Here is a 24,799-nt window from a genome sequence, read left to right as displayed (position 1 = left end):
CACCCACCCACCACTCAAAGCGTCGCCTCCAGCGGATCCCAATCCTCCGGCAGCGCCTCCAGCTTCTCCGTCCACGCAGGCACATCCTCGAACGCCGCACTCTGTGCCGACCCCGCGATAGCCGCCATCACATCCAGCACATGCAGCGCCAGCTCCCCGGACGCGCGGTGGGCCGTCCCGGAACGCAGGGCCCGTGCCATGTCCAGCACGCCGATCCCGCGACCGACCGAGGTGCCGGTGGCCGGGATCTGCTCGGCCTCCTTCGCTCCGGGGCGCCGTAGGTGCAGTGTGCCGTCGAACTGGTTCGGGTCCGGGACCAGCAGGGTGGCTTCGGTGCCGGTGATTTCGATGCTCTGCCGGGGCAGCGGTGAGTCGAAGCTCAGCGTGGTGGTGGCGCCGGCGCCGCTGCGGAACTCCAGCAGGGCCGTGACGTGCGTCGGTACCTCGACCGGGAACGCCGTCCCGGCCTTGGGGCCGGAGCCGATGACGCGCGACTCGCGGGACTTGTGCCCGGTGGCGGCCACGGTGCCGACCGGCCCGAGCAGTGCCACCAGCGCGGTCAGGTAGTACGGGCCCATGTCGAACAGGGGGCCCGCGCCCACGGCGAACAGGAACTCCGGGCTCGGGTGCCAGCTCTCCGGGCCCGGGCTCTGGAACGCGGCGGCGGCTGCTACCGGCGTGCCGATCGTGCCGGAGGTCACGGCCCGTAGCGCCGTCTGCAATCCCGCGCCCAGGAACGTGTCCGGCGCGTTGCCGACCCGCAGTCCGCGCTCGTTCGCCTCGGCCAGCACCTTGCGGGCCGCCGCCGGGTCCAGGGCGAGTGGCTTCTCGCCGTAGACGTGCTTGCCGGCGGCCAGTGCCTGCAACGCCACGTCGGCGTGGGCGGCCGGGATGGTCAGGTTGACGACCAGTTCCACCTCGGGCAGTGCCAGCACGTCCGGGACTGAGCCGGAGGCCGGCACGCCGTACTCCGCGGCGGCGGCAGCGGCGCGCGGGACGTCGAGGTCGGCGACGGCCACGACGTTCAGGTCCGGGAAGCGCGTCAGGTTGCCCAGGTACTGCGAGCTGATGTTGCCCGCGCCGATGATCGCGACGCCGACCGGCCCGCTCCCGCTCATGCCGCCTCCAGACCGTTCACGTAGGCCAGGCTCGCCGCCAGTGCCTCGAAGATGTCGGTGGCGGCTTCGTCGAACTCGATCACTCGCCACGCGTCCGCCGGCGCGGCGGCCAGGACGGCCGGAATCGGCATCGCGCCGGTGCCGACGGCCACGTTCGGCTCGCCCTTGACGACCGGTCCGTCCTTCACATGCAGGGCCACCACGCGCTCGCCCAGGCGTTCCAGGACCGCCGGGGTGTCGGCGCCGCCGACCGAGGACCAGTAGGTGTCGATCTCGAACACCACCGCCGGGTCGACCAGGTCGGCCAGGATCTCCAGCGCGTGCCGGCCGTCCAGCACCGGCTCGAACTCCCAGTAGTGGTTGTGGTAGCCGAAGCGCAGACCGGTCTCGGCGGCCTTCGCCGCCAGCGCGTTCAGCCGGTCGGCGACGTGCTTGAGCCCGTCGTGGGTCTTGAAGTCCTCCTCCGGGATGCCGCCGGGCAGGATCGGCAGGTCGGTGCCCAAGGTGGCGACGGCCTCGAACACCGGCGCCGGGTCCGGCTCGCGCAGCAGCGCCCCGGCGTGCGCGCCGGAGACGGTCAGGCCCAGGTCGTCGGCCAGGGCGCGGAAGCCGGCCGGGTCGGTCGTCGGGTCGTAGGGCTCGACGGCGGTGAAGCCGATGTCGGCGAGCCGCTTCAGGGTGGCTTCGCGGTCGTTCATGTGGTCGCGGACAGAGTAGAGCTGGACGCTTGGCTTGCGGGTCATGGCCTGGCCTTCGTTCGAAGTGTTCAGCGATTAAGCGGTTCAGCGGTCGTCAGTGCTCCGCACCGGCCGCGGGTGGCGGCCCGGCCGGCGGCGTTCGGTGCTCTTCGCTCTACCGGCGGTGGCGTCCGCCTCAGCCGACGATGAGCGGGGACAGCGTGCGGTGGGCGATCCGCAGTCCCTGCTTGACCTTCTCCTCGGTGCCGCCCCACACCGGGTCCTCGTGCTCCACGCTCAGCACCCCGGTGAACCCGCCCTCGTAAAGGGCGTCCACGACGCCGCTCCAGTCCACCTGGCCCAGGCCCGGGACGCGGTAGCGCCACCAGCCCTCGTCCCAGGGGTGCTCGCGGCTCAGGGTCTTGCCGAAGAAGCCGTACCGGTTGCGGGCGACCGGGTCCAGCTGCGTGTCCTTGGCCTGCGCGTGCGGGATCCGGTCGACATACGGCTTCAGCGCGGTGACCGGGTCGATGCCGATCCACAGCAGGTGCGAGGGGTCGTAGTTCAGGTACAGCCCGAGCGAGAACATCCACTCCCACAGTTCGGGGGAGTAGGCGAGGTTCCCCGGGTACCCGTCGGGGTGCCAGCCCTCCATGACGCAGTTCTCGATGATGATCTTCACGCCGCGCTCGCCGGCGTAGTCGATCAGCCGCGGGAAGGTCTGCTCGGCCAGCGTGATGTTCTGCTTCACGCTCAGCCCGGGGTGGCGCCCGATGAAGGTGCCGACCGTCTCCACGCCGAGCCGGGCCGCGGCGTCCACGGCGTGCCGGAGGTGCGTGCCGATCTCCTGGCGCCGCTCCTCGTCGGGGTGCAGGTTGTTCTCGTAGTACGCCAGCGACGACAGGGTCAGGCCGTGCTTGGCGAACAGTTCGGTGACGTCGCCGGCCTGCCCGTCGTCGAAGTGCGCGACGTCGATGTGGCCGGCCTCGAACTCCCGGCCCCCGACCTTCGGCCAGACCGCGACCTCCAAGGCGGCGTAGTCGTTTTCGGCCGCCCAGGCGGCGATGTCCGCGAGCGGGACCTGCGGCAGGCAGGCCGTGAGGAAACCGAGTTTCACGTCAGGACACCTCGATCCAGGAACGGTGTGCGGCCGAAGTCAGGACCGCGTCGGTGATGTGGGCGGTGCGGGCGGCGTCGGCGAAGGTCGGGTAGGCCGGCGCCGGTTCGGCGGCGGTCCGCGGGCCGCGGCTCGTTGAGTGGTCACGGCTCGCCGAGTGGTCGCGGATCGCGGCGTAGACGTCCTCGGTGAACGCCGCGAAGCAGTCGCGGTAGCCCCAGGGATGCCCGGCGGGCACGGCGTTGATCCGGCCGGCCCCCGGCGACAGGGCGTCGCGGCGCACGATCTCGGTGCGGTCCCGGCCGCCCAGGAGCAGGGACTCGGGGTCTTCGCCGTCGTAGGAGACGCTGCGCTCGGCCCCGTCGATCTCGAACCAGAGCCGGTTCTTGCGGCCCGGCGAGACCTGCGAGACGACCAGCGCGCCGGTCGCGCCCCGGTCGGTGCGGAACAGGACCTGGACGGCGTCCTCGGTGGTGACGGCGATTTGTGCCGATTCCGTTGCGTCTTGCGCCGGGCTTCTTGTCGCCGGGCTTTCCGCCTCAGTCCCGGCGAAAGTCTCGTGGCCGGCCGCCGAACGCCGCGGAAGCACGGTCTGCGCGGCGGCGGTCAGTTCGCTGATCCGGTGCCCGCTGATCCACTCGACCAGGTCGCACCAGTGCGAGCCGATGTCGGCGAACGCCCGGGACGCGCCGCCGACGGCCGGGTCCACCCGCCAGTTGTTGTCCTCCGGCCGGGCCAGCCAGTCCTGCAGGTAGTGGCCGTGGATGAGGCGGATGGCGCCGATCTGTCCGGCGCGTACGCGCTCGCGGGCCTCAACGGTCAGCGGCGCGTACCGGTAGACCAGCGGGACGGCGTTCACCAGTCCCGACTCGGCGGCCAGGGCCACCAGTTCGTCGGAGTCCGTGCCGGTCAAGGACAGCGGCTTCTCGCAGACCACGTGCTTGCCCGCCGCCAGCGCCGCGCGGACCAGCGGGCCGTGCAGCGCGTTGGGCGTGCAGACGTGCAGCACGTCGATCTCGCCGGAGACAGCCAGCTCCGAGGCGGAATGGAAGGCGAGGTCGGCTCCAAGCCTGGCAGCCGCCGCTTTCGACCGCTCCGGCGTCGAGGCCGCGACGCCGATGACGGCGCCCCCGGCGCGGCGGATCGCGTCGGCGTGCACCGCCGCGACCATGCCCGCTCCGGCAATGCCCGCCCGCACCGTCATCAGCACACCCTCCAGATCAGCACACCCGCACCACCGGTGATCCCACCCGATATCGGTGATCCCACCGCCGAGGCCGGCCCTCACCAGCTCTCGCAATCGACGATATGGCCGCCCTTTACGACTGACAAGAGTCATCATTAGGCTTAGTTCTGTCATAAAGCAGCAGCCGGGAAACCGGTCGGGAGGGGTCTGATGAACAGTGCGGCCAAGCGCCGGATGGCATCGCTCAGCGAGCTCGCGGGCCTGGTCGCGGACGGTGCGGCCACCACGCGCTCGGCGATCGTCGGCGCCACCGGGCTCTCCCGCGCGGCCATAGCGCAGCGCGTGGACCTGCTCATCGAGCGCGGCCTGCTGGTCGAGACCGAACCGGCCGCCACCGACCGCGGCCGGCCGCCCCTGGCGCTGGACCTGTCCGATCAGCAGATCGTGGTCGCGGGCTGCGACCTCGGCGCCACCCACAGCCGGCTGGCCGTGGCCACCCTGTCCGGCCGGGTCCTGGCCGAACGGGCGCGGTCGATCGACATCAACGCCGGTCCCGAGGCGGTGCTCGGCGGCGTGCGCGCCGACTTGGAAGAACTCCTGGCCGAAGTCGGCCGCCCGGCGGCGCACCTGCGCGCCGTCGGCATCGGCGTCCCGGGTCCGGTGGAGTTCGCCAGCGGCACCGTGGTCCGCCCGCCGATCATGGCCGGCTGGGACGGCTGCCGGGTCCCGGCCTTCTTCGAAGGCCGCTACGCCGCGCCGGTCCTGGTCGACAACGACGTCAACGCGATGGCCCTCGGCGAGTACACGAACCGGCGGGACAGCCGGCACCTGCTGTATGTGAAGGTCGGCACCGGCATCGGCTGCGGCATCGTCTCCGACGGCGTCCTGCACCGCGGCGCGTCCGGCGCGGCCGGCGACATCGGGCACATCCAGCTGCCGGGGCACGAGGACGTGCTGTGCCACTGCGGCAACACCGGCTGCGTGGAGGCGGTGGCCTCCGGCGCGGCGATAGCGGCGGCGTTGCGGGCGCAGGGGAGCGACGCGACACGGGCCGCCGACGTGGTCCGGCTGGTCTCCGAGGGGCACGCGGCGGCCCGGCGCCAGGTGCGGCTGGCCGGGCAGCGGATCGGCGAGGTGCTGGCCTCCCTGGTCTCCTTCCACAACCCGGACACGATCGTCATCGGCGGGATCCTGGCGCAGCTGCACGAGGACCTGCTCGCGGATGTGCGGGCTGTGATCTACCGGCGTGCGCTGCCCCTGGCCACCCGCAGCCTGGCGATCGAGACCTCGGTGCTGGGGGAGCGCGCGGGGATGCTCGGCGCGGTGCGGCTGGCCGCGCGGCACCTGCTGTCGGCCGAGGGGATGGCCGGAATCATCGGGGACGTGTGATCGCCGGACGTGTGATCGTCATCGGGCATACTGCCGCCATGACCGATGGGGTGGCGGATTCGGCGCGACAGGCGCTGGCACATGTGGCGGCGCGTTCTTCGGGACCGCGGGTGGACGGCGCACTGCGCGTCACGCTGAACTTCCATCCCGATCGCGGCGAACCGCCGATCCTCACGGCGCTCGCCGCAGCCGGGGTCTACCACTCCCAGTTCGTCACCGGCACCAGCAACGGCGGCCTGACCGCCCACCCCGGCGGCGACCGCCGGCGCTGGGAGAGCCGCATCTTCGGCGGCGCCTACGACCACGCCACCGCCGACGAACGGCCGGTCTACGGAGCACTGAACTTCCGCGCCAAGCCGGTCGGAGCCGCCCCGCGCTTCGGATCGGCGTACTTCCTCCTCGATGCGCAGGCCGTCCAACGCGCCACGTTCTGCTACCCGGACAGCTACCTGGAGCCCGAGGACTTCGGTGTCGCGACGGCCATGGATCTGATCGCCCCGGCCCTGGCCGACACCGCCGCCGACGCCCTCGACGACTACATCGAGGCTCAGGTCCACGGCCCGGTGCGGCTCGACCGCGATGTCGAGGCACTGGTCCTCGACCCCTGTTATCAGGGCACGGAGATCGAGGAGCAGGCGCGCGAGCTGCCCTGCCGCCTGGACTGGCACCCGGGATTCCGGCTGACGCTGGAGGAGATGGCGCGCCACCCGGACTATCGGGGGCCGGAGTTCATCGAGCTGGCCCGGGAGATCGCGCCGGACGGTCTGCTGACCCCGCGCGTGATCGGGCAGGCGGCCGCGACGGAGAAGTACGATCCGCAGTCGCTGAAGCGGGTGTGGCACTACGTGGCGCGCTTCGGGATGCAAGGCTGAGCGGCTCGGGCACGCCACAGCTTCACCCGGAATTGTCCAGCGGAGTGCAAAGGATTCGACAAGTCCGACTCAGCCCCTTGCCATCAGGCATTGAGCGGACTTCACTCAGAGTGATTATCAGAGCACTGTCGTGCCATCACACTCTGGGAAGTGGGAACAGTGTCCATTCGCTTCAGAAACCCGCGATCCTTGCCCAAGGCGAGGATCGTGATCGCGGCCCTGCTGTTGATCGCGGCCGGGACCGCGGGCAGCGCGCAGGCCGCGGCGAACAACGCCGGGCCGGACGCGGCCGCCGGGACGGCCCCCCAGTCCACCCCCGCAGCCGGCCCGGTCAGCAGTGACCCGGCCGCCTACGCAGCGGCGCTGCACTCGCCGGACTGGGTCAAGACCCCCGACGGTCTGATGTACAAGACCTGCGTGCACACGCTCCCGGCCGGAGCCTCGATGCACGGCGACAGCGTCGTGCTGGCCAACGGCGTCAAGCAGGCCCCGTTCAAGCCCTGCCCGCACCCGCGGCTGGTGACCGCCGCACAGGCGGCCGCGCAGTCCGCGGCGGCGAAGCGGGCCGTCGCGAAGCCGGCGTTCAGCACCAACGGCTGGCTCCAGGCCAGCTGGTGGAACGCCCCGAACTACCTGACCGGCATCACCTCGACCTACACCGTCCCCAGCCCGCCGACCACCGACGGCGCGACGAACTTCTTCTTCTCCTCCCTCGAGCCGAGCGCCGGGGACTCCATAGTCCAGCCGGTGCTGACCTGGGGCAACGGTGAATCGGACTACTACCTGACGTCCTGGTACGTCACGGGCAGCAACAGCGAGACCGGCCAGAACGTCGCGACCGCCCCCGGCGACACGGTGACGGCCTCGGTCCGCGCCTCGGGCTGCGCGTCGGACGGCACCGGGTGCACCTGGCAGATCATCACCCAGGACAACCAGTCGGGTCAGCAGAGCACGCTGTCCGTCACCACCGACGAGTCCTACACCAGCGCCCAGGGCGGGACGTTCGAGTCCTACGGGGCGAACGGCTGCGACTACTTCCCGTCCAACGGCGGCATCAATTTCTCGGACATCGCCGTGTACGACAACAACAACGCTCAGACCTCGCCCTCGTTCAGCGACTTCGTCGCCGACCAGGAGTGCAACATGAGCCTGAACATCGACGCCACGTCGACCACCTTCAATTGGTCGACTTCCTAACGCGTCGGGCTTCTAACGCGTCGGGTTCCTATAGCGGCGCGAACAGATCCACGCCGCTGCCATCCGGATCGATGACCGACGCATAACGCTGACCCCACGGTGCGTCCCACGGCCCGCGGAAGCCATGGAAACCGGCCTCCATCAGCTCGCCGAACTTCGCGTCGACGTCGTTCGGGGTCTCGAACTGGAAGCACAGCGCGGTGCGCGGACTGCCGAAGGGCCGGTTCCAGGCCGAGGTGAAGGCCTGGACCGACTCCTCGGTGTCGAGCATGAGCCGCAGCCCGTCCCCGAGATCCGCCTCGGCGTGCCCGTCGGCGGACTCGGGGGTGGTGAAGGTGAGGCCGAAGTGTTCGTAGAAGGCGATGGACACGGACAGATCCGCGACGACGATGCTGATCGCGGCGGCTTTCGCGCTCATGGGGCTGACAGTAGTCGCGCCGGGAGGGGCTGTCGCGGTGGAGCGGGGCATCTGGTGTCGGGGTCCGTGGCGTCGCTACGGTGGCCTGCATGGGGGCTACGGGGATTGCGGGGGCTATGCGGCGTTGGACGAGATGGGCCGGGCTGCCGCGGTGGGTTCAGCTGGCGCTCGCCGTCTACGCGATCGGCTTCCTGGAAGGCGCGGGTTCGCATGTCCAGCAAATCGTCAGCGCCGGTGTCCACGCCTACGATGCGGTCTGGTGGCCGTCGCAGGCGCTCTACTACACGCTCGTCGTATGGGACTCGCTCGCGGTCTACCTGGCCCTGCGCGCCCATCGGGCCGTCGTCCCGCTCGGCGTGGCGATCATGGCCGCCGACCTGCCGGCGAACTGGCACTACAACTGGGCCGCGGTGGTCGCCCATCCCGTGCACGTCCTGTACCTGACCCCGATGTCGCTGTTCGGCCTGTTCGTGGCCGGGGCCGGGGTGCCGCTGTGGCGTGTGTTACGCCGCCGGGAGTCCTGGCGGGCCACGCCGGACATCTGCTGATACCTCCGCATCGATGGAACCTCGTCCGGCCACTATCCTGACCCTCGTGACACACCACACACATGATCTGACCGACCGCCTCGCCCGCGCCCAAAAGGCTGCCTCCGAGGCCGGTATGGACGCCCTCCTGATCAGCCCTGGTGCCGACCTGCGCTACCTGACGGGTTACGAGGCGCTGCCGCTGGAACGCCTCACCTGCCTGGTGCTGCCGGCCGGTGGCGACCCCCTGATGGTCGTGCCGGCGCTGGAGAAGCCCGCCGCCGAGGCCTCGCCGCTGGGCGGGCTCGGCCTGGACATCGTTCCGTGGAACGAGACCGACGACCCCTACGCGCTGGTCGCGTCCCGCCTGCCCGGAGCCGGCGCGCCGCGGACCGTGGGCGTGGACAACCACATGTGGGCCGAGAAGGTCCTCAACTTCCGGCGGGTGCTGCCCGGCGCCGAGCAGGTGCTGGCCGGGCAGGTGCTGTCCGACCTGCGGATGCGCAAGACCGCCGCGGAGGTGGAGTCCCTGCGTGCGGCGGGGGCGGCGATCGACGCCGTGCACCGCCGCGTGCCCGAGTGGCTGCGTCCCGGCCGGACCGAGCGCGAGGTCGGGCAGGACATCGCCGACGCGATCCTGGCCGCCGGGCACGCCACCGTCGACTTCGTCATCGTCGGCTCCGGTCCGAACGGCGCCTCCCCGCACCACGAGCTGTCCGACCGGGTGATCCAGGCCGGGGACCAGGTGGTCGTGGACATCGGCGGCGCGATGCCGGACGGCTACTGCTCGGACTCCACCCGCAACTACAGCCTCGGCGCGCCCTCGGCCGAGTACGCCGAGTACTTCGCGGTCCTGCTGGCCGCGCAGACGGCGCAGTGCGAGGCCGTCCGCCCCGGCATCACCGCCGAGGAGCTGGACGCGGTCGGCCGCGACCTGATCACGGCCGCCGGCTACGGCGACAAGTTCATCCACCGCACCGGCCACGGCATCGGCCTGGAGACGCACGAGGAGCCCTATATCGTCTCCGGCTCGGCCCGTCCGCTGGAGCCGGGCATGGCCTTCTCCATCGAGCCCGGCATCTACCTCGCGGGCAAGCACGGCGCGCGGATCGAGGACATCGCCGTGTGCACCGCCGACGGTGGTGAGCGTCTGAACCTGACCACCCGTGAACTCGTGGTGGTGGACCTCTGATGGTCGCGGTCGAGCGGACGCTGCCCAACGATGAGTCGCGTGCCCTTTTTGAGCTGGTTCAGGAACTGTGCGCCAAGGAGCTCGCGCCGCGTGCGGCCGAGTACGAGGCGGCCGAGCGCTTCCCGCGCGAGGTGTTCCGGACCCTCGGCCAGGCCGGTCTGCTGAGCCTGCCGTATGACGAGAAGTACGGCGGCGGCGGGCAGCCCTATGAGGTCTACCTCCAAGTGGTCGAGGAGCTGGCCCGCAACTGGCTCACCATCGGCCTGGGCGTGTCGGTGCATTCCCTGGCCTGCTACGGCCTGGCGAACTTCGGCAGCGAGGAACAGAAGGAGAAGTGGCTGCCGGGCATGCTCGGCGGGGACCAGCTGGGTGCGTACTGCCTGTCCGAGCCGCAGTCCGGGTCCGACGCCGCGGCGCTCACCACCCGCGCGGTGCGGTCCGGGGACACCGCCGCCGACGCGTATGTGGTCACCGGTACCAAGGCCTGGATCACCCACTCCGGCCACGCCGACTTCTACACCCTGATGGTCCGCACCTCCGACGACGGCGCCAAGGGGGTCAGTGCCCTGCTGGCCGAGGCCGGGACGCCGGGGCTGGGCTTCGGCAAGCCCGAGAACAAGATGGGCATGCGGGGCTCGGTGACCGCGCAGGTGCTGCTGGACGGGGCGCGGATCCCGGCGGAGCGGTTGATCGGGGTGGAGGGCCAGGGGTTCTCCATCGCGCTGTCGGCGCTGGAGGCCGGGCGGCTGGGTATCGCGGCGTGCGCGGTCGGTGTCGCGCAGGCGGCGTTGGACGCGGCGGTGGACTACGCGAGCTCCCGGCAGCAGTTCGGGCATCCGATCGCCGAGTTCCAGGGCGTCGGGTTCATGCTGGCCGACATGGCGACGTCGGTGGCGGTCGGGCGGGCGGCGTACCTGACGGCAGCGCGGCGCCGGGACGCCGGGCTGCCCTACGGGACCGAGGCCGCGATGGCCAAGCTGTTCTGCACCGATATGGCGATGAAGGTGACCACCGACGCGGTGCAGGTCTTCGGGGGTTACGGTTATACGGCGGACTTTCCCGTCGAGCGGTACATGCGCGAGGCCAAGGTGCTCCAGATCGTCGAGGGAACCAATCAGGTTCAGCGTCTCGTTATCAGTAGAGCGCTTACCCGTTCGTGACGAGTTCGTGATCATCGCCCTGCCGTCGGACCGGTTGGCCGGCTCGGCGGCAGGTTGGTGAGGGCCGCGATGACAGGCACCGTACAACCGCATACGTAGAAAGCCGGGTCTCGAGGAAAAACCCCGCATTCCCAGAGTGGGAGGAATCGGGACCTTTCACCGTCAGGTCGCCGATCGTCTTATCAGCACATCGGCAGACCCTGTACCGTGCTGCCCATGACGCAGCAGCCGAATCAGAACTACCCCCAGCCCGGGGGATGGGGACAGCAGCCCGCGCAGCAGCCGCAGCCGGGTTGGGGACAACAGCAGCCCGCGCAGCCGCAGGGCGGCGGTCAGTGGGGGGGCGCGCAGCAGCCCCAGTACGGGCAGGCCCAGCAGCCGGCCCAGCAACAGCAGCAGTACGGTGGCGCCGCTTACCTGGGCGGTACCGGCGGTTCGTCGAGCGGCGAGACGGCGACCTGGGGCAAGGTCTGGGGCTTCTACGTCTCCGGCGGCCTGGCCGTGGTCGCGGCCGTCATGACCTTCCTGGCCTGGTTCAGCACGAAGATCACGGCCGAGGGTCAGAGCGCGACCGTCACGATCACCGACTGGGGCAAGGGTTCCACCTCCAGCTCGGTGAAGGGCGGCCCCTCCGGGTCCGGCGACACCGGCTACACCTCCGCGTGGGCGTGGATCCTGGTGATCACCGCGGTCATCGCGGTCGCCGGCGTGGTGATGGTGTTCGTGATGAAGACCCAGCTGTCCGGCTGGATCGCGGTCGGCGGCAGCGGCGCGGCGTTCGTCGCCGCCGTGATCGGCGCGATCTACTGGAACGGCAAGACCTCCGAGGCCAAGAAGGGCCTCGCCGCCGAGGCGGGCGCGGGCGCCAAGTACTCGATCGGTCTGGGTCTGGGCGCTTACATCGCTCTGGCCGCGGCGCTGATCGGCGTGGTGTTCGCGGTGCTGGCGCAGCTGTCGATCAACCAGTCCGCGGCCACCGCCTCGGCCGGCGGTTACGGCCAGCAGGCGTACCAGCAGCAGGGCTACGGCCAGCAGGCTCAGCAGGGCTACGGCCAGCAGCAGGGCCAGCAGGGCTACGGCCAGCCGCAGCCGCAGCAGCAGGGCGGCTGGGGTCAGCCGCAGCCGCAGCAGCAGCCGCCGGCCCAGGACCAAACGCCGCAGCAGGGCCAGCAGCAGGGGCAGCAGCAGTGGGGCAACCCGCAGCCCCCGCAGCAGGGCCAGCAGCAGTGGGGCGGCTACGACCCGGCGGCCAACCAGCCGACGCAGGCCGTGCAGCCCGGTTACATGCCCGGGCAGCAGCAGCCGCCTCAGCAGCAGTAACCACGCCAGCGCACGGGGCACCTTCAGCAGCGGCTGCTGAATCCTGCGTTTAGCACATAGGGGAGCGGCGGTCCGTGGAGTCTTCCACGGGCCGCCGCAGTTTTCTGTCTTAGTGTTTCTGTTTTCTTGGACCGTGCTCTTCGCTACTCGTCGGCGGTCTCGGTGGTTTCGGCGTCGTCGTCGTGCCGGTGTTTTTCGGTGACCGCGCGTCGCAATTGCTCGAAGCGCACCGGCAGGGGGAGCCAGCCGGGCGAGCCGGCCAGCGCCATGTTCGCCTCGACGACGGCGCGCGTATAAGCACGCTGCATGCCGCGCGGCATCAGGGGCATGCCCGGCGGCCGGCGGATGGCCTCGCCCTCGACGTTCAGGTGGCCGGCGTGGTTCGGCATCACCGAGACCCACAGCGCCTTGGCGTTGCCGTGCAGCGGCTGGACCAGCGCCTCCCGCACTTCCAGCCAGGCCTTGAGGGCGGCGCGGGTCCCGTCCGAGAGCTTCACCGTGTCGTGCACCGCCTCGCTCACGGTGCGGGCCTGCGGTCGGCGCACCACCTGCACGGTGCTGAGATCGTCGGCGAGGTCGGCCAAGGTCAGCGCCGCGAGCTCCCCGACCCGCGCACCGGTGTCCAACTCCACGCCGATCAGCGCGAACAACCGGACCCGCGCGGCCGGCGCGCCGACGTGCTCCGCGCGCTTGGCGAGGTAGTCGCGCAGCTGGGAGCGGGAGGGGCCGTCCACGGTCTCGCGCAGCTCCGGCAGGCCCGGGCGGTCCGGGACGTCGACCAGGATGCCGCCGTGCTCACCGAGGATCTTCAGGCAGTCGGCCCGGATCCGCATGGAGGCGTTGGTCGCGTGCGCGTCCCCGGCCTTGGCCCGCCGCCGCAGCTCCCCGCGCGCGGCCAGATCGAGGTAGGCCGTTATCGGCCCGGGCTGCAGCAGGTCGACGGCATCGGTCGCGTCCCGGAACGGGAACTCCTCATGGTTGCGCACCAACGCCAGCTCCCCGGCCACCCACCGCAACTGGCGCGCCCGCGCCTTGCTGACCTCCCGCTCGGTGATGACCCGCTCGGTCCAGGCCCCGATGGGCACGGCGGCCGGGCTCATCCGCCTCTCCCGCTTCTGCGGCACGGCACGTTCCTCTCACCGGTTGTTGGACATCAGATAACGGGCCTCGCACCTGACCTCCAGCTTGCCACACCAAGCGGCCCGCGCGGATCACGCTAGAGCAGGGGACTGACAGGTTTCGGGCGGCGCAGGCGGTTTCGGGACGGTTTCGCGGTGGTTTCGGGGGCGCGGATATTCGATCGTGGGGCGGCGGGGAGCGTGACTAGGGTGTGCGGATGCTGTCGATCGTTGAAGAACCTGCGGGGCGCTGGACGGCCCGGCGCGACGGGACTGTCGTGGGCCGGGCGGAGCTGTGGGTGCGGCCGGACCGGCGGCGCTGGCTGGAGTTCCAGGACTGCGCGCCGGAGGCGTACCCGGCGCTGGCGGCGGCGGTGCCCGGTCCCGTGTTCGTGACGGTCGACGTCGCGGACGAGCGGACCCGCGAGGCGTTGCTCGACGGCGGGTTCATCGTCCATCGTGCCGAGGACGACTTCGTGATCCCGACCGATCCCGCTCGGACCGGGTTGGCCGGCGTGCCGATCCCGCCGGGCATCGCTTTCGTGAGCGCGGCCGATGTGGACGTGGACGTCCTCCGGCGGCTCGACGACGCGTTGCGCCAGGACGTGCCCGGCGCCGACGGCTGGTGCTGGACGCCGGAGGAGTTCGCGGCCGAGACGTTCTGCCCGGACTTCGATCCGGCCACCTACCTGGTCGCGGTCACCGCCGAGGGCCGCCAGGTCGGTCTGGTGCGGGTGTGGTGGCGTCAGGCCGGTCCGCGGCTGGGGCTGATCGCGGTGGCCGGCTCCCATCGGCGGCAGGGCTTGGCGAAGGCCCTTCTCGCCGAAGTCTTCGCCATCGCGCACCAGCGCGGCCGCACGCATGTGACGGCCGAGGCGGACGTGACCAACGTCGGCTCCCAGACGCTGCTCACGAGCCTGGGCGGCCAGCGGGTGGGCGGGACCGTGGAACTGGTGCGGGCAGCCCCGTGAGGCCCCGTGAGGTGGCGTAGCGGGGCGGACGGTGGCGTGATCCGCCGCTTCCGCTGGCATTCTGAGGACACTGACATACCGTGGGTAGTATGAGCGCGCCGTTGCTGTTCCTGGACGTCGACGGGGTCGTGTTGCCCTTCGGCACCGAACCCGACGATATCGGAGCGGATCTGGGGCGGCGGCTGGCCGCGCTGCCGGGGGAGTTGGTGTGGGCCACCGCGTGGGAGCACGGGGCGAACGACGAGATAGCGCCGCGGCTCGGGTTGCCGCGGCTGCCGGTGGTGGAGTGGCGGGAGTCGACGGCCGCGCAGGACGCCCTCGATGAGTACTTCAACCTGCACTGGAAGACCCGGCAGGTGGTCGAGTGGGCTGGCGGGCGGGACTTCGCCTGGGCCGACGACGAGGTCACGGCCTCGGACCGGGACTGGGTCGCCGAGCACCATCCGGGGCGTGCGCTGGTGCACCACGTGGGGGCGCTGCTCGGGCTCACCGGGCCGGACTTCGAGGTGCTGGAGCAGTGGCTGCGGACGGTGCGCGGCGATGAAGGGGGAGGGGAGGGAGCCGGGGAAGGGACCGATGAGAGTGGCGGTCCCGACAACCGCCACCCCGCCGCGTCCTGAGGCCGCGGCCGACCAGACTGCCTGAGGCGCCTGGCACCTGGCCGTGACCGCCTGGGCCCCTACCGCCTGGCCGCCGACCGCCTGGCCGCGACTGCCCGGCTCCTACCGCCCAGCCCTACCGCCCGATCCGCACCCGCAGAGCCCGCAGGAACCAGTCGAACACCGGCCCCAGGCTCTCCGGCTCCGGCCACCGGTTGATCGCCGCCAGCAGCCGCCAATACCGCTCCACCCGCGGATCGGCGGCGACCTCCAGCCGCCGCCACAGCCACTCCCGCAGCGCCGCGTCGTCCGGCTTCCCGAACGTGCCGGCGTAGCGCGCGGCCAGTTCGGCGATCACCGGGTCGGCGGCCGCGGATTCGGGATCGACGCCGTCGGCGACCGCCCGGCCGATCCGCTCCCGCACCACCGCCGTCAGCTCGTGGTGCAGCCCGGTCGTGTCCCCCGCGGCCCGCTCAGCGGCCTGGTACTCGGCCATCCGCCGCACGCTGGCCCGGAAATCCGGGTCCTGCGTCAGCTCGGCCAGCTCGATCCACGCCTCGACCTGCTCGGCCGTGGCGTCGTCGGGCAGCTCCGGGGTGGCCGCGCGGACCATCTCGACCAGCTCCGGGTTGGCGTCGACGCCGCCGAAGACGCTGTCGGCGAAGTCCTCGATCATCCGCCGGCGTTCGGCGTCCGACATGCGAGCGATCCTGTGCATCAAGTCCATCTCCTGATGAGAGGCACCCCGAGCGGCCACCGCGCCCAGCACCGCGCGCCGCAGGCGCAGCGTCCGGATCTGCACGTCCAGCGCTTCGGCGTGCGCGGCGGCGACCTCGGCCAAGGCCGCCTCGCGCGCCAGCACCCGCCGCACGGTCGGCAGATCGACCCCGAGATCGCGCAGCGTCCGGACCAGGTCCAGGCGGGCCACGGCGTCGACGTCGTAGACGCGGTAGCCGGCCGGGGTGCGGCCGGTTTCCGGGACGACGCCCTCATCGGCGTAGAACCGGATCGTCCGCACCGGCAGTCCGGTGCGTCGGGCCAGGTCGCCGATGGTGAAGTGGCTGTAGGAGGTGTCTCCGTCGTCCATGCCCCCACCTTCGGGCCTCCACTAGATGGAGACTCAAGCCGCTTTCAGAATCTCGTCGATGTCGTGCCAGGAGTCGGCGACGATCCGCGGATTGGTGCCCAACCGCGTGTAATACGGCAGCGCGACGAGAGCGATCGACAGGGCCCAGCCGCGTCCGCGCTCCCACGTGTCGTCGTCCACGCCCAGCGCCTCGCGGAACGCGGCCCGCGCCTCGCCCTCGAACAGGTTCCAGGCCGGGAGCAGCCCGACGGCGGGGTCACCGAGCGAGGGGGCGAAGTCGATGACCGCGGCCAGCCGGCCGTCGCGGGCGATGAGGTTGCCGCCCTGGAGGTCGGAGTGGATCCAGACCGGCTCGTGGGGCCACGCCGGGGTGTCCATGACGCGCTCCCACGCGGCGAGCACGGCCGCCGAGTCCAGGCTCGCACCGAGCTCGGCGACCATGGCGCGCACGGTTTCGTCGCGCCCGGTGATCGGCGTGCCCCGGCTGCCGGCGATCGGGGCCGGACCGCCGGTGGTGTCGGCCGCGTTCAGGGCCTTGAGGAACCCGGCGAGGTCCACCGCGGCCGTTGACGCGTTGCTCCGGCCCGAGCCGATACCGCCCTCAGCGAGTGCCTGCCGCGTGGCCGGCTCGCCGTCGATCCACGGCAGCACTGACCAAGGATACGGATATTCATCTGTGGGTTCCCCGATCCCCAGGGCCACCGGCACCGCGAGCGGCAGCTGCGGCGCGAGCACCGGAAGCCACCGCTGCTCGCGGCGCAACGCGCGAACCGCCCCCTCGATCCGCGGCAGCCGCACGCACAGCTCCGTACCGATCCGGAACATCGCGTTGTCCGTCCCGGTGGATTCCACGCGCCGCACCGGCAAATGTGCCCAGTGCCGGAACTGTCCGGCCAGCAGCCGCTCCACCAGTGCGGCGTCGGTGTCGGCTTCGTCCGGATGCATCTTGGGATCCGCCATGATCGGCAGGGTATGCCGTGTAGGCGGCCGGGCGCCCCAGGATTTACCGTGGGCCCGTGGACGATATCGACAGGCACATCGTGACGGCGCTGGTCGCCGACGGCCGGATGAGCTACACCGACCTCGGCAAGCTGATCGGGCTGTCGACCTCGGCGGTGCACCAGCGGGTGCAGAAGCTGGAGGAGCGCGGGGTGCTGCGGGGGTTCCGGGCCGTGGTGGACCCCGAGGCGCTGGGGCTGAGCCTGACGGCGTTCATCTCGGTGAAGCCGATCGACCCGGCGGCGCCGGACGACGTGCCGGACCGGCTGAAGGGCCTGGTGGAGGTCGAGGACTGCTATAGCGTCGCCGGGGATGAGAACTACATCTTGAAGGTGCGGGTCGGGACGCCGGGGGAGTTGGAGTCGCTGCTGGCCCGGATCCGGACGGACGCCGAGGTGTCCACCCGGACCACGGTCGTGCTCTCGACGCCGTTCGAGGCCCGGATGCGGGGGACGACACCGGCCTGAGCCGAGTGCGCCTGGCGGCCCAACCGGTGCCCGGCTCCCGGAGGTCGGCGCAGCCCTGTCCAGGCATACGAGACACTGTTCCGTATGACCGACACCGCCCCGCCCGACCCCGATCGTCCGACCCCGGCCCGCGTGCTGCTGCGCGGCGGGACCATCCACTCGCCGGAGGAGCCCTTCGCGACGGCGATGCTGGTCGAGGACGGCGCGGTGGCCTGGCTGGGCTCGGACAGCGCGGCGGACGTCGCGCACGCGGATTCCGTCGAGGAGATCGTCGAGCTGCGCGGCGCGCTGGTGACCCCGGCGTTCGTCGACGCGCACGTGCACCTCACCTCCACCGGCCTGCTGGTCGCCGGCCTGGACCTGCACGACGTGCCGACGCTGGCCGCCGCCCTGGACCGGATCGCCGCGTTCGCCGCGACCGTCCCGGCCGGCGCGATGGTGATCGGCCAGGGCTGGGACGAGTCGAAGTGGCCGGAGCGGCGCGCGCCGACGCCGGCCGAGCTGGACCGTGCCGTCGGCGGCCGGCCGGCGTACCTGTCGCGGGCCGACGTGCACAGCGCGCTGGCGTCCTCGGCGCTGATCGCGGCGGTGCCGCAGGCGCGCGGCGCGGTCGGGTTCGACGAGTCCGGGCAGCTGCGGCAGCAGGCGCACCACCTGGTGCGCAAGGCGGCTTTCAGCATGCTGAGCACCGGGGCCCGCGGTGAGTTGCAGGCGGCGGCGCTGCGCCGGGCGGCGGAGCTGGGGATCGGCGCGGTCCACGAGTGCGGCGGCCCGGACATCAGCGGCGAGGCGGACTTCCTCCAGGTGCTGGCCTCCGGTCTGGAGGCCGGCAGGCCCGAGGTGTTCGGGTACTGGGGCGAGTTCGGCGGGGCCGAGAAGGCGGCCTTCCTGGGCGCGGTCGGGGCCGGCGGGGACCTGTTCCTGGACGGCGCGATCGGCTCGCACACCGCGTGCCTGGCGCACCCCTACGCCGACAAGGACACGCTCGGCGCGGCGTATGCGAGTGCTGAGCAGGTGGCGTCCCATGTGGTGGAGTGCACGCAGGCCGGGATGCAGGCCGGTTTCCACGTCATCGGCGACGCGGCGATGGCCACGCTGCTCGACGGCTTCGACGCGGCCGCGGCCAAGGTGGGCCGCGACGCGCTCTACCGCCTCGGGCACCGGGTCGAGCACGCGGAGCTGATCCCCGAGGGCGGCATCCAGCGGCTGTTGGACTTCGGGATCGTGGCCAGCGTGCAACCGGCGTTCGACGCGGCGTGGGGCGGCCCGGACGGGATGTATGTGGAGCGGCTGGGCGCCGAGCGGGCCCGGGCGATGAACCCCTTCGCGGCGCTGCAGAAGGCCGGCGTCCCGCTGGCGTTCGGCTCGGACGCGCCGGTGACGCCGCTGGACCCGTGGGGCACGGTGCGCGCCGCGGCGTTCCACCAGACCCCGGAGCACCGGGTCTCGGTCCGCGCGGCGTTCGCGGCCCACACCCGCGGCGGCTGGCGCGCGCTGGGGGCGCGGGCGACCGCGACCGGCGTGCTGCGGGTCGGCGAGCCGGCGACGTACGCGGTGTGGGACGTGGCGCCGGAGGACGTGGTGGTGCAGGCGGCCGACGAGCGGCTGTCGGCGTGGTCCACGGACCCGCGCTCGGGCGTGCCGGGGCTGCCGGACCTGACGCCGGGCCGGCCGCTGCCGACCGCGACCCGCACGGTCGTGCGGGGCCGCACGGTGTTCGACGCGGGGCGGCTCGCGGAGGGGTAGCTGCGGCGCGGGGAGTGGGAGTGGTTTGCCGATCCGCCGGATCCGCCGATCCGCCGGCTTCTGCCGCCATGCCGATCTACCGCCCCACCGACTCCCGGTGCCCTGCCGCATCCCGTTGAGGTATTGAGCCGCCGCGACCACTCGCCCGCAGCCTCACCCCCGCTGCTTCAGCACAGTTCGGTCACAAATATCCCCCGCGCCCTTCCGAGTGATCGTCGCCCGGCCCGCCCGCTTTCGCCAACGGCGCTCTGACCTGCGAGTTTGTCGCGTTCGTGCAGGCCACGAGTGGTCGGATCACTGGTTGACAGGAGTCCCTGGAGTCCGGGTAGCGTCGGTGACCACGTCCACCGGCCGCACGCGTCGCACGGTGGTCCTCCTCTCGCCGCGGTGCGATCCGGCGCCGAAGCGCTTGGCGGGGGCATGGCGGCGGATGCGGCGAACGATGGTGGGTCTTCACCGGGAACCCGGCGGATCCAGTAGACAACGGCGTGCGGGACTCGCAACCAACGGGTCCGCAGCCGGTCCGAAGGGTGCCGCCGGGTTTTCGCGTGCGGGCTGGCGGCCGTCGGGCCCGCCGGCCGCCGGATCGGTACTGGTGAGGATCCGTACTGCTGAGGATCCGTACTGCTCAGGATCGGTGCTGGTGAGGCCGCTTTCATGCTCACCGCCGAAGGTGTCCTGCGGCTTTCCACCAGGTGAAGTCTGTTTCCAGACCGGCCCAATCTTGAGAACCTGGATTCACACCCTGCTCGTATAAAGTGCGCTCAAGGTGTGTCCGCAGATCTTTTCTAGGGTGGGTCCCGCTGGTGGCGAACGTGGATGAGGCCGGTACCCGCCGGCGGCGGTGGTTCCGGCGGCCCGGTCGGCCCAGCGCCGAAACGGTCCGGCTGGCCGCCCTGGCCCTGCTGGCCGGGGCCGCGCTGAACCTGGCGTTCGCGCCGATCGGCTGGTGGCCGGTGGCGCCGCTGGCGGTCGCCGCGTTCTCGGCGCTGGTCGCCGGGCGGACCGGGCGTCGCGGGCTGCTCATCGGGTTCTGGTTCGGCACCGGCTTCTGCTGGGTGATGTTCCAGTGGCTGCGGGTCTTCGGGCCCGGTGCGCAGGAAGCCGTCGGCATCGTCGAGTCGCTGTACTTCGTCCCGTTCGGCTGGGGCATGGCGCGGGTGTCGGTGATGCGGTTCGCGCCGCTGTGGCAGGCCTGCCTGTGGGTGACCGAGGAGTACGGCCGGTCCCGCTGGCCCTTCGGCGGCTTCTCCTGGGGACGCTTGGCGTTCTCCCAGCCCGATTCGCCGTTCACCCCGCTCGCGGCCGTCGGCGGGGCGCCGCTGGTGACCTTCGCGGTCGCGCTGTCCGGGGCGCTGCTGTGGCGCGCGGCGCTGATCGTGTGGCGCGAACGGCAGGCCGGGACGCTGGGCGCCGGGTTCGGGCAGACCGGGACCAGATGGGCCGCGGTGATGGTGGTCGGGGCGCTGGTGATCCCCTCCCTGGGCTTCGCCGTCCCGTTGACGTCCCCGGACTCCGGGCCGCCGGTCCGCATCGCGCTGATCCAGGGCAACGTGCCGCGCGTCGGCTTCGGCCGCGACGAGCAGGAGGCCGCGGTCCTGGACAACCACATCAAGGAGACCGAGGTCCTGGCCGCCGACATCCGCTCGGGCAAGGCGGCCAAGCCGGACTTCGTGGTGTGGCCGGAGAACGGCTCGGACATGGACCCCTACTCCGATCCGGGCGTCGCCGGCCAGATCCAGCAGGCCGTGGACGACGTCGGGGTGCCGGTGCTGGTCGGCGCGGTGATCAACGCCAACGCCGCGGGCACCAACGTGCTGAACCGGCTGATCGTCTGGACCCCGGATCCCGGCGGCGGCATGGGCGCCACCTATGACAAGACCCACCTGGTGCCGTTCGGCGAGTACCTGCCCTTCCGCGGCATCCTGACCAAGCTGATCACGCGGTTCAACATGATCCCGCGCGACTTCGTGCCCGGCCACGGCAAGGGCGTGCTGACCCTCAGCGGGGTCACCGTGGCCGCCGTCATCTGCTTCGAGGTCGCCTACGACGACGTGGTCCGCAACGCGGTCAAGGGCGGCGGCCAGGTGCTGCTGGTGCCCAGCAACAACGCCTCCTACATGGGTACCGGCCAGACCTACCAGCAGCTGGCGATCGCCCGGTTCCGCGCGGTCGAGCACGGCCGCTGGACCATGGAGGCCGCCACGTCCGGTGTCTCGGCGGTCATCGACCCGCACGGCAAGATCCTGGCCCAGACCGGCGAATACCAGGCCCGCTACCTGGACATGCAGGTCCGGCGGAACACCACGCTCTCCCTGGCCGACCGGGTCGGAGCCTGGCCGGAATACGTCTTCGCGCTGCTCGGCCTGCTGGCCGCGATCGGCCTGAGCGGGGCCGCCACGACACTGCGGCGTGTTCGGGCACTGATCCCGGGTTTCAGAACTCCAGTCGATACTCTGCCCGGTGCCCTGGACGGCGACGGGACCCCCAGCGGGGCCGCCGGCGACGCCGACCTCCAAACCGCAGCGAAAGGCCGAGCGCGTTGACGAACCTGCGCGTCCTGGTGATCATCCCGACGTACAACGAGGCCGAGAATCTCCGGACGATCGTCGCCCGGGTTCATGCGGCCAACCCGGACGTGCACGTGCTCGTCGCCGACGACAACTCCCCGGACGGCACCGGCAAGCTGGCCGAGGAGTTGGCCGACAAGGACGAGCGGGTCAAGGTCATGCACCGGGCCGGCAAGGAGGGCCTGGGCAAGGCCTACCTCGCCGGCTTCGCCTGGGGCATCGAGCACGACTACGACGTCATCTGCGAGATGGACGCCGACGGCTCGCACCGGCCCGAGGACTTCCCGGCGCTGCTGAAGGCACTGGTGGAGCAGGACGCTGACCTGGTGCTGGGCTCGCGCTACGTCCCCGGCGGCAAGACCGTCGGCTGGCCCAAGCACCGCGAGATCCTGTCCAAGGGCGGCAACACCTGGGTCCGGCTGGTCACCGGCATGCGGCTGGCCGACGCTACCGGCGGCTACCGCCTGTTCCGCCGCGAGACCCTGGAGCGCATAGAGCTTTCCACGGTCGCCAGCGCCGGCTACACCTTCCAAGTGGACCTGGCCTGGCGCACCGTCCGGGCCGGGATGAAGGTGGTCGAGGTCCCGATCACCTTCGTCGAACGCGAACTCGGGGCGTCGAAGATGAGCGCGAACATCGTCGCCGAGGCGCTGTGGCGGACCACGGTGTGGGGGCTGAAGTACCGGGTGAGCCGACTGCTCGGACGGCGTTGAGCGCCGGAGCTTTCTCAGGGTTCGAACACGAAAAGGCCCGAGCCGCACTGTCGGGGGGATGCAGTGCGGCTCGGGGTTTGTGGGCGCTCCGCTCTCGATGGGCGGATGCGCTATTCCTACTGTAGTCGTAATGATGGGTTCTGTGCGCGGATCGTGCCCGCCGGCTCGGCGGTTCGTGGCCGGGATCGGTCGGCCGGGCATGGCCGACACAGGTCACTGAGCCGGTTCAGTACAGATCAATGAATCGGTTCAGTACAGATCACTGAGCCGGTTCAGTCAGCCAGGTTCAGTCGGACGTGTGTGCGGCGGCCTTGCGGGCGCCGGAACGGCTCGCGGTGGTCTTCGGCTTGCCGGCCGGGGCGGCCGGGCTCTTGACCGAGGACGCCTTGGCGGCGGCGGCCGACTTCTTCGCCCGTCCCGCCATGGTGCGGGCCGGGGCGGGGCGGATGACCTCGTGGTTGACGATGCCGCCGTCACGCAGCACGGCCAGCCGCTCGGCCAGCACTTCCTCCAGGTCGGCCACGGTGCGCCGCTCCAGCAGCATGTCCCAGTGGGTGCGGGCCGGCTTGCCGGCCTTCTCCTCCGGCGCGGTGCCGTCCACCACCAGGGCCACGGCGCCACAGACCTTGCATTCCCAGGTCGGCGGCACGTCGGCCTCCACCGAGAACGGCATCACGAAGCGGTGCTCGTTCGGGCACACGTACTCGATGTCCTGGCGGGGGGCGAAGTCGATCCCCGCGTCGCTTTCATAGCTGGTCGCGCCGAGGCGCGTCCCGCGCAGTGCCCGCTCGCTCATTGGTGTTCCCTCCAGATCGTCTCACCCGCTCACAACGCCTCGCGGCGCACGTTTTGTTCCGGGCGGGACCGGTTGGCGTGGCCGGTAGCCCTGGGCGGGTGTGCTCCCTGAGCCTCCCACGGATGGGTTCCACCGGGCAAAAACGGGCAAACGTCTTTAGTCAGCTCATAGGAGTAGTGCGACGTGGGTTTCGTCACACAGGGTGTTCACGGCCCGGGTGTCGATCACAGGCGCTCTGGGACCGGGTTCCCGGCGGTGCGGATCGCGGTGCGCAGATCCGTGCGGGCCAGTAGTACCAAACCGAGGGCGAAGAACGCCACCAGGGAGATGATCGCCAGCCGGTAGGAGCCGGTGAACTGGATCGCCAGCGCCACGGTCAGCGACCCGATCCAGGCCACCCCGTTCTGGCTGACCTCGTAGAGCCCGAAGTACTCGCTCTCCTGCCCGGCCGGGATGATCTGCGCGAACAGCGAGCGCGACAGCGCCTGGGTGCCGCCCAGCACCAGGCCGATCGCGCAGCCCAGGAGGTAGAACTGCCACGCGGCGTGCTTGGTCATCGTGAACGCCGCGGCCAGCAGCACGATCCACACCACCAGCGAGCCGCTGATCGTGCGCCGGGTCCCGTGCCGGGCGGCCAGCCGCCCCATCCACAGCGCGCCGCCGAACGCCACGAACTGCACCACCAGGATCGCGCTGGCCATCACCGACTGGCCGAGGTCCAGCTGCTTGGTGCCGTAGGTGGAGGCGAAGGAGATGACCGTCTGCACGCCCTCGTTGTAGGCCATGTACGCGAGCAGGAACAGCAGGGCGTTGCGGTTGCGGGACAGCGCCGCCAGCGTGCGGCCGAGCTGCCGGTAGCCGGTGCCGGACTCCGGCCGCTGGGCCTTGGGGAGCTGCGAGGTGCCGGCGGTCAGCCGCCGCACCCCGGCCGTGCCGAACACCAGCCACCACAGCCCGGCCGAGGCCAGGGCGACCCGCGCGGCGTGCGACTGGCTCAGGCCCAGCGCGCTGTGCGCGGTGTAGATGACGAGGTTGACGGTGAGCAGCACGGCGCCGCCGAGGTAGCCGACGGCCCAGCCCTTGGAACTGATGGCGTCGCGCTCGTCGGGCGCGGCCAGCGTCGGCAGGTAGCCGTTGGCCAGCACGTTGGCGGTGGAGTAGCCGAGCGAGGCGGCCAGGAACAGCGCGCCGCCCCACAGGTAGGCGCCGCCGGTGACGGTGTAGAAGAGCAGGCTCGCCACCACGCCGAGGGTCATCGCCCCGGCCAGCATGCCCCGGGTCCGGCCGCTGCGGTCGGCGGCCGCGCCGACCAGCGGGAGGATCGCGGCCTGGAGCAGCGCGGCGGCGGTGACGGCGAAGGGGTAGAACGACTCGGCGCGGATGCTCAGGCCGGCCAGGTGCAGGTAGTGGTTGTCGCCGCCGGCCGCGTTGCGCGCGATGTCGGTGAGGTAGGGGCCGAGGAAGACCGCGGTGACGGTGGTCGGGAAGGCGTGGGCGCCCCAGGCGTAGCGGTACCAGCCTTTGCGGCGGGAGAGCTGGGCGAGCTGGGCGGGGTCGGGC

Annotated in this window: 22 protein-coding genes and 1 pseudogene; 13 read left to right on the top strand and 10 right to left on the bottom strand. The window is 71.5% G+C overall.

Annotated features, from left to right (window positions below):
- Nucleotides 1-14 precede the first annotated feature (14 nt).
- From KGQ19_RS34680 to KGQ19_RS34665, 4 genes are all read right to left on the bottom strand, one after another.
- Entirely contained in the window at nucleotides 15-1,118 is a 1,104-nt protein-coding gene (locus tag KGQ19_RS34680) for a Gfo/Idh/MocA family protein (RefSeq protein WP_212017218.1), read from the bottom strand.
- The gene (locus KGQ19_RS34675; protein WP_212017216.1) at nucleotides 1,115-1,861 is read right to left on the bottom strand and encodes a sugar phosphate isomerase/epimerase family protein; all 747 of its coding nucleotides are present in this window, start codon (nucleotides 1,859-1,861) and stop codon (nucleotides 1,115-1,117) included. The genes KGQ19_RS34680 and KGQ19_RS34675 overlap by 4 nt, the downstream gene beginning before the upstream one ends.
- 130 nt (nucleotides 1,862-1,991) lie before the next feature.
- The gene (locus tag KGQ19_RS34670) at nucleotides 1,992-2,912 is read right to left on the bottom strand and encodes a sugar phosphate isomerase/epimerase family protein (RefSeq protein WP_212017214.1); all 921 of its coding nucleotides are present in this window, start codon (nucleotides 2,910-2,912) and stop codon (nucleotides 1,992-1,994) included.
- A gap of 1 nt (nucleotide 2,913) precedes the next feature.
- The gene (locus KGQ19_RS34665) at nucleotides 2,914-4,116 is read right to left on the bottom strand and encodes a Gfo/Idh/MocA family protein (RefSeq protein WP_212017212.1); all 1,203 of its coding nucleotides are present in this window, start codon (nucleotides 4,114-4,116) and stop codon (nucleotides 2,914-2,916) included.
- 192 nt (nucleotides 4,117-4,308) lie between these two features.
- Here KGQ19_RS34665 and KGQ19_RS34660 point away from each other — a divergent pair, with 192 nt between their 5' ends.
- The 3 genes from KGQ19_RS34660 to KGQ19_RS34650 all read left to right on the top strand — a co-directional run bounded on the left by KGQ19_RS34660 (nucleotide 4,309) and on the right by KGQ19_RS34650 (nucleotide 7,556).
- The gene (locus KGQ19_RS34660) at nucleotides 4,309-5,487 is read left to right on the top strand and encodes an ROK family protein (RefSeq protein WP_212017210.1); all 1,179 of its coding nucleotides are present in this window, start codon (nucleotides 4,309-4,311) and stop codon (nucleotides 5,485-5,487) included.
- Between the two features lie 38 nt (nucleotides 5,488-5,525).
- The gene (locus KGQ19_RS34655) at nucleotides 5,526-6,359 is read left to right on the top strand and encodes a DUF3626 domain-containing protein (protein WP_212017208.1); all 834 of its coding nucleotides are present in this window, start codon (nucleotides 5,526-5,528) and stop codon (nucleotides 6,357-6,359) included.
- 207 nt (nucleotides 6,360-6,566) lie between these two features.
- Entirely contained in the window at nucleotides 6,567-7,556 is a 990-nt protein-coding gene (locus tag KGQ19_RS34650) for a hypothetical protein (protein ID WP_212017206.1), read from the top strand.
- A gap of 28 nt (nucleotides 7,557-7,584) precedes the next feature.
- Here the strand turns inward: KGQ19_RS34650 and KGQ19_RS34645 are convergent, their stop codons facing one another.
- A complete protein-coding gene (locus KGQ19_RS34645) occupies nucleotides 7,585-7,974 on the bottom strand; it encodes a VOC family protein (protein ID WP_212017204.1) in 390 nt (129 codons plus the stop codon).
- Nucleotides 7,975-8,090: 116 nt separating this feature from the next.
- Between KGQ19_RS34645 and KGQ19_RS34640 the strand changes: the two genes are divergently transcribed.
- The 4 genes from KGQ19_RS34640 (at nucleotide 8,091) to KGQ19_RS34625 (ending at nucleotide 12,173) form a co-directional block, all read left to right on the top strand.
- Nucleotides 8,091-8,522 carry a hypothetical protein gene (locus KGQ19_RS34640; protein WP_212017202.1) on the top strand — a complete coding sequence of 144 codons (432 nt, stop codon included), beginning with the start codon at nucleotides 8,091-8,093 and terminating at the stop codon, nucleotides 8,520-8,522.
- Nucleotides 8,523-8,535: 13 nt separating this feature from the next.
- Nucleotides 8,536-9,693 carry a M24 family metallopeptidase gene (locus KGQ19_RS34635; protein ID WP_212017200.1) on the top strand — a complete coding sequence of 386 codons (1,158 nt, stop codon included), beginning with the start codon at nucleotides 8,536-8,538 and terminating at the stop codon, nucleotides 9,691-9,693.
- Nucleotides 9,693-10,853, top strand: a complete 1,161-nt coding sequence (locus KGQ19_RS34630; RefSeq protein WP_212017198.1) for an acyl-CoA dehydrogenase family protein — start codon at nucleotides 9,693-9,695, stop codon at nucleotides 10,851-10,853. Before KGQ19_RS34635 ends, KGQ19_RS34630 begins: the two co-directional genes overlap by 1 nt.
- A 216-nt stretch (nucleotides 10,854-11,069) precedes the next feature.
- The gene (locus tag KGQ19_RS34625; protein ID WP_212017196.1) at nucleotides 11,070-12,173 is read left to right on the top strand and encodes a hypothetical protein; all 1,104 of its coding nucleotides are present in this window, start codon (nucleotides 11,070-11,072) and stop codon (nucleotides 12,171-12,173) included.
- Between the two features lie 143 nt (nucleotides 12,174-12,316).
- On the opposite strand, the gene KGQ19_RS34620 is transcribed toward KGQ19_RS34625, so the two are convergent.
- The gene (locus KGQ19_RS34620; protein ID WP_212017194.1) at nucleotides 12,317-13,273 is read right to left on the bottom strand and encodes a tyrosine-type recombinase/integrase; all 957 of its coding nucleotides are present in this window, start codon (nucleotides 13,271-13,273) and stop codon (nucleotides 12,317-12,319) included.
- Nucleotides 13,274-13,509: 236 nt separating this feature from the next.
- Between KGQ19_RS34620 and KGQ19_RS34615 the strand changes: the two genes are divergently transcribed.
- Together KGQ19_RS34615 and KGQ19_RS34610 are read left to right on the top strand one after the other, a co-directional pair.
- The gene (locus tag KGQ19_RS34615) at nucleotides 13,510-14,262 is read left to right on the top strand and encodes a GNAT family N-acetyltransferase (protein ID WP_212017192.1); all 753 of its coding nucleotides are present in this window, start codon (nucleotides 13,510-13,512) and stop codon (nucleotides 14,260-14,262) included.
- Nucleotides 14,263-14,351: 89 nt separating this feature from the next.
- On the top strand, nucleotides 14,352-14,882 hold the full coding sequence (locus KGQ19_RS34610) for an HAD domain-containing protein (RefSeq protein ID WP_212017190.1): 531 nt from the start codon (nucleotides 14,352-14,354) through the stop codon (nucleotides 14,880-14,882).
- Between the two features lie 115 nt (nucleotides 14,883-14,997).
- On the opposite strand, the gene KGQ19_RS34605 is transcribed toward KGQ19_RS34610, so the two are convergent.
- A complete protein-coding gene (locus tag KGQ19_RS34605) occupies nucleotides 14,998-15,948 on the bottom strand; it encodes a MerR family transcriptional regulator (protein WP_212017188.1) in 951 nt (316 codons plus the stop codon).
- A gap of 33 nt (nucleotides 15,949-15,981) precedes the next feature.
- Nucleotides 15,982-16,908 (bottom strand): aminoglycoside phosphotransferase family protein, encoded by a 927-nt coding sequence (locus KGQ19_RS34600; protein ID WP_212017186.1) that lies wholly within the window; start codon nucleotides 16,906-16,908, stop codon nucleotides 15,982-15,984.
- Nucleotides 16,909-16,964: 56 nt separating this feature from the next.
- On the opposite strand from KGQ19_RS34600, the gene KGQ19_RS34595 reads away from it, so the two are divergent.
- From KGQ19_RS34595 to KGQ19_RS34580, 4 genes are all read left to right on the top strand, one after another.
- Complete coding sequence (locus KGQ19_RS34595) at nucleotides 16,965-17,414, top strand: Lrp/AsnC family transcriptional regulator (protein WP_212017184.1); 450 nt, start codon at nucleotides 16,965-16,967, stop codon at nucleotides 17,412-17,414.
- A gap of 84 nt (nucleotides 17,415-17,498) precedes the next feature.
- Nucleotides 17,499-19,160, top strand: a complete 1,662-nt coding sequence (locus tag KGQ19_RS34590; RefSeq protein ID WP_212017182.1) for an amidohydrolase — start codon at nucleotides 17,499-17,501, stop codon at nucleotides 19,158-19,160.
- Between the two features lie 806 nt (nucleotides 19,161-19,966).
- Nucleotides 19,967-21,706: an apolipoprotein N-acyltransferase gene (gene lnt / locus KGQ19_RS34585; RefSeq protein WP_212017180.1), complete on the top strand. Its 1,740-nt coding sequence runs from the start codon at nucleotides 19,967-19,969 to the stop codon at nucleotides 21,704-21,706.
- Nucleotides 21,703-22,443: a polyprenol monophosphomannose synthase gene (locus KGQ19_RS34580; protein ID WP_212017178.1), complete on the top strand. Its 741-nt coding sequence runs from the start codon at nucleotides 21,703-21,705 to the stop codon at nucleotides 22,441-22,443. Before lnt ends, KGQ19_RS34580 begins: the two co-directional genes overlap by 4 nt.
- A gap of 418 nt (nucleotides 22,444-22,861) precedes the next feature.
- Here KGQ19_RS34580 and KGQ19_RS34575 read toward each other — a convergent pair.
- A pseudogene (locus tag KGQ19_RS34575) lies at nucleotides 22,862-23,239 on the bottom strand (RNA polymerase-binding protein RbpA); the annotation flags it as partial.
- 224 nt (nucleotides 23,240-23,463) lie between these two features.
- Nucleotides 23,464-24,799, bottom strand: a 1,336-nt coding sequence (locus KGQ19_RS34570; protein ID WP_212017174.1) for an MFS transporter, incomplete at its 5' end; no start/stop codon positions are given.

Source organism: Catenulispora pinistramenti, from assembly GCF_018274385.1.
GTDB lineage: Bacteria > Actinomycetota > Actinomycetes > Streptomycetales > Catenulisporaceae > Catenulispora > Catenulispora pinistramenti.
This window is presented reverse-complemented; position numbering and strand designations above follow the sequence as displayed.